We start from the raw sequence: 3,702 nt of genomic DNA on the forward strand, positions 1-3,702 counted from the left end.
CGACGCCGGCTTCGACCACCACCGACCCGGGGAAGATGTCGGCCTGCATCACGATCTGGGCCGCGTCCTTGGGGTACACGATCGCCGCGCCGCGGGGCATCGACATCGCGAAGTCCCGCAGCAGAGGCCGCAGCGCCAGGTAGTCGTGCCCGGAGCTGTTGGCCACGACGGAGCCGTCGGGAAGCCCGATGAGGTCGCGATGACGAAGCACGCCCTGGTGCGTGTGGAGCTCTCCGTCTTCGCGGAGCGTCACGGTGTGCAGTCGGCCTTTCGGCCCGGTCAGCTGTACGCGATCGCCCGCACGGAACGGACCGCTCGGCCGCTGTACGCGGGAATCGGTCATCGGGTGGCTCCTGTCACGGCGGTGTTGCTGTCGAAGAGATCGGTGAGATCGTCGGCGCCCCTGCCGGCGAGGGTGGACCACAGCTCGTGAGCGCCGAGGTGGTCGAGGGGCACGATGTGGGGAACCGCGAGGGTCAGCGCCCCGGAGGCGAGGCCGGCGCGCACGCCCGTCGGCGAATCCTCGATGACGATCACCTCGGCGATGTCGACGTCCAGAAGCGCGGCCGCCTGCAGGTAGGGCTCGGGGTGGGGCTTGGGGTTGTCGACGTCATCGCCGGCGACGACGATGTCGAAGGCCTCGAACTCGATGAGGTCGACGACGTTGAGCGCCATGCGACGCAGCGACATGGTCACCAGGCCTGTGGGGATCCCCGCCTCGCGGAGGTCACGGAGGAGCTCGCGGGCGCCGGGGCGGAACGGGACGCCCTGCGTGCGCAGCGATTCCTGCACGACGTCGGTCAGGTGGGACACGATCGCCTCGGGCTCCATAGCGACACCGGCGTTCTGCAGGATCACCGCGCTGTCGAGCAATCCGCTTCCGACCAGCTGCAGCGCATCCTCGTGGGTCCAGGAACCTCCGAACGATTCGACCAGCGCCGTCTCGGCGGCCATCCAATACGGTTCGGTGTCGACGAGTGTTCCGTCCATGTCCCAAAGGACCGCGCTGGGCTTTCTGCTCACTGAACCCATGGTAGCCGTGGTGCCGCCCGCATCCCGCCTTCGCGGACTAGCCTGGAAGGATCACGACCGCGATCTCGAAGGGAGCCCTCGATGGATGTTCTCGGTCCGCGCATCGTCATCGCCGCCTTCGACGGCTGGAACGATGCGGGTGAAGCGGCTAGCAGCGCCATCGAGGCGCTGCGCTCATCGTCGGAGTACGACCTCGTGCACTCCGTCGACCCTGAGCTGTACTTCGACTACCAGTACACGCGTCCCTCGACGCGGATGGATGCCGAGGGACGCCGCCAGCTGACGTGGCCGGAGGCCGGACTGTGGCGTCCGCGCGATCCTGCGCCCGGGCCCGAGTTCTGGTTGCTCACGGGCGCCGAACCTGCGCGCACCTGGCAGGCCTTCGCCTCCGAGTTCATCGACATCGCTCTCCGCGACGACATCACCGGTCTCGTGACTCTCGGGGCGATGCTGGCCGATGTCCCGCACACCCGACCGATATCGATCTTCTCCTCGAGCCAGAACGAGCAGGTGCGCGAGGCGCATGGCCTCGAGCGCTCGCTGTACGAGGGTCCGGTCGGTATCCTCACCGTCTTCGAGCACTTCGCCGAGAACGCGGGCATCCCCACGGCCAGTCTGTGGGCGAGCGTGCCGCACTACGTCGCCTCGGCGACCCCTTCGCCGAAGGTGACGCTGGCGCTGCTGGACCGCCTCGAGGAGCTCACCGGCCTGGACGTCGATCGCCAGTGCTCCGACTGCGGAGTGGTGCCTGTGATGATTGTAGGTGTGTAGCCAGGCGGGTAGCGCGGCTCGGCGTTCGGATTCTGATCCGTAGAAGCGTGCGTAGGCCCAGCCGTCGGCGAGGGTGCGATGGAACCGCTCGATCTTGCCATTGGTCTGTGGACGATAGGGGCGGGTGCGCTTGTGTCGGACGCCGAGCAGGGTGCAGGCATCTCGCCATGCGTAGGAGCGATAGGCCGACCCGTTGTCGGATAAGACGCGCTCGACTGTGACGCCGCGATCTGCGAACCAGGCGACAGCGCGTTCAAGGACACCGATCGCCGTGACGGCTTTCTCGTCGGCGCAGATCTCGGCGTAGGCAACGCGGGAGTAGTCATCGATAACGGTATGGACGAATGCGGTGCCGATGTTCGGGTGACCTTTGCTGGTTCTTCCCGTGCGGAGAGCCGTCGTCGCCTTGTGTTTGTCTCCTTGCTGCTTGCCGACGAACCGCCAGCCACCACCATCGGGGATGCTGCCGAATTTGGTCACGTCGACGTGAATCATCGATCCGGGACGGGGATGCTCGTATCGGCGGATGGGTTCGCCGGTAACCCGATCGATATGACTGAGTCTGTTGATCCGCGCGCGCACCAGTACCGCATGAACAGTCGAGGTCGGGAGGCCGAGCTCCGCGGCGATCTGCGCCGGGCCGAGCCGGCGTCGCCACCGTGCCTTCACGATCCGTTTGACCAGCTCGGGAGGGGTCTTGGTCGGCATCGATCGCGGCCGGCTGGATCTGTCGAGCATCCCTGCTGCCCCCTCGACGCGGAACCTGGCGGCCCACTTCCGCGCCGTAGGCGGCGAGGTCATGAACATCTTCGCCGCGACAGTGGCGGACCAATGCTCTTCGACAATGAGCTTGGCCAGCCGCAAACGAGCGCGCGGGGTCAGAGCAGCGTTAGCGTGGGACATGAAGGCCTCCTGTGTTGCGTGAGCGGTTTCTAGACAGCTCCACTCTCGCAACCGGAGGCCTTCACCCCTCAGAAATCACGAGCGATTCACGCAACAACGTCCCTGGACATCACATCTAGCCGACGCGCACCACGGAACGGCTCTCCCCGCGGCGGACGCGGGGAGAGCCGTTCCTCCGTCCCGATCTCGGGTACGCGGCATCCGTCGGTGGTGGGACAATGGATGCATGGCCCCCACCGACTCCCACCAGACCGTCGAAGCGACCGTGCGCCGCGTGCCGCGGTACGGCGTGCTCATGGGCATCGGCGTCGTGGTCGGCGTGATCGCGGCCGGCATCCTCACCTGGACCGGCAGCTTCGACGAGTCGCAGGCCCTCGACGTCGTCTACCCGCCCGGTCAGGTGTTCGGTTTCCTGCTGCTGTGGACGGTTCCGATCGGCATCGCGCTCGGCGGCATCGCCGGCCTGATCATGGAGCGCCTCGCCCGTCGTCACGACCGGGTCGTGCGAGTCGACCGCGAGACAGTCGTCGAAGACGACTGACCTCTACGCGAGTTCGGCGATCACCGGGCGGATCGCGGCGTCGAACGCCACGACGTCCCGACGCAGGCCATCGGTCACCGCCACCGTGAGTGCTCCGATCCACCAGATCCCCCGCTGCGAGAACGGCAGTACCTGCACGTTCAGCTCGAACGAATGCGCGCGGCGACCGACCTCCCGCTCGAACTCCGCGATCGCGCTCGCATAGGCGCGGTAGGCATCGCCGCCGGTGTGACTCTTCATCGAGCTCACATACCGGTCGTGTGCGGCCCGCGCGTAGAGGAGGGCGGACGTGGCCTGCGGGGCGATAGCGTCGGCGAGTTCCTCCGCGCCGCGGGCAGGCAGCGCGACGAGTGTGTCGAATCCGTCGATGAGCTCGAGGGGCACGTCGGAGGGATGCGCGCGAGGCTCGACCGTCATGTCCCAGTAGTCGCGCCACTGCGCCTCGATCGCGGGCG

General features: G+C 67.2%; 3 protein-coding genes and 3 pseudogenes. 2 read left to right on the forward strand and 4 right to left on the reverse strand.

The window, feature by feature from the left end:
* Positions 1-343: pseudogene (locus KZA10_RS09605) on the reverse strand (tRNA (adenine-N1)-methyltransferase); the annotation flags it as partial.
* The gene (locus KZA10_RS09610) at positions 340-990 is read right to left on the reverse strand and encodes an HAD family phosphatase (RefSeq protein ID WP_218682756.1); all 651 of its coding nucleotides are present in this window, start codon (positions 988-990) and stop codon (positions 340-342) included. The gene KZA10_RS09610 and the pseudogene KZA10_RS09605, both read right to left, overlap by 4 nt.
* A gap of 123 nt (positions 991-1,113) precedes the next feature.
* On the opposite strand from KZA10_RS09610, the pseudogene KZA10_RS09615 reads away from it, so the two are divergent.
* Positions 1,114-1,758, forward strand: a pseudogene (locus KZA10_RS09615) (PAC2 family protein); the annotation flags it as partial.
* Between the two features lie 3 nt (positions 1,759-1,761).
* On the opposite strand, the pseudogene KZA10_RS09620 reads toward KZA10_RS09615, so the two are convergent.
* Positions 1,762-2,706, reverse strand: a pseudogene (locus KZA10_RS09620) (IS481 family transposase); the annotation flags it as partial.
* Positions 2,707-2,932: 226 nt separating this feature from the next.
* On the opposite strand from KZA10_RS09620, the gene KZA10_RS09625 reads away from it, so the two are divergent.
* A complete protein-coding gene (locus tag KZA10_RS09625; protein ID WP_017831327.1) occupies positions 2,933-3,247 on the forward strand; it encodes a hypothetical protein in 315 nt (104 codons plus the stop codon).
* A 3-nt stretch (positions 3,248-3,250) separates the two neighbouring features.
* Here the strand turns inward: KZA10_RS09625 and KZA10_RS09630 are convergent.
* A partial coding sequence (locus KZA10_RS09630; protein WP_218682755.1) for a zinc-binding alcohol dehydrogenase occupies positions 3,251-3,702 on the reverse strand: 452 nt, incomplete at its 5' end.

This window comes from Microbacterium sp. BF1, from assembly GCF_019279095.1.
GTDB lineage: Bacteria > Actinomycetota > Actinomycetes > Actinomycetales > Microbacteriaceae > Microbacterium > Microbacterium maritypicum.

Coding starts and splice junctions, on each gene's coding strand:
- KZA10_RS09610 (WP_218682756.1), bottom strand. CDS start 990: ATGGACGGAACACTCGTCGACACCGAACCGTATTGGATGGCCGCCGAG.
- KZA10_RS09625 (WP_017831327.1), top strand. CDS start 2,933: ATGGCCCCCACCGACTCCCACCAGACCGTCGAAGCGACCGTGCGCCGC.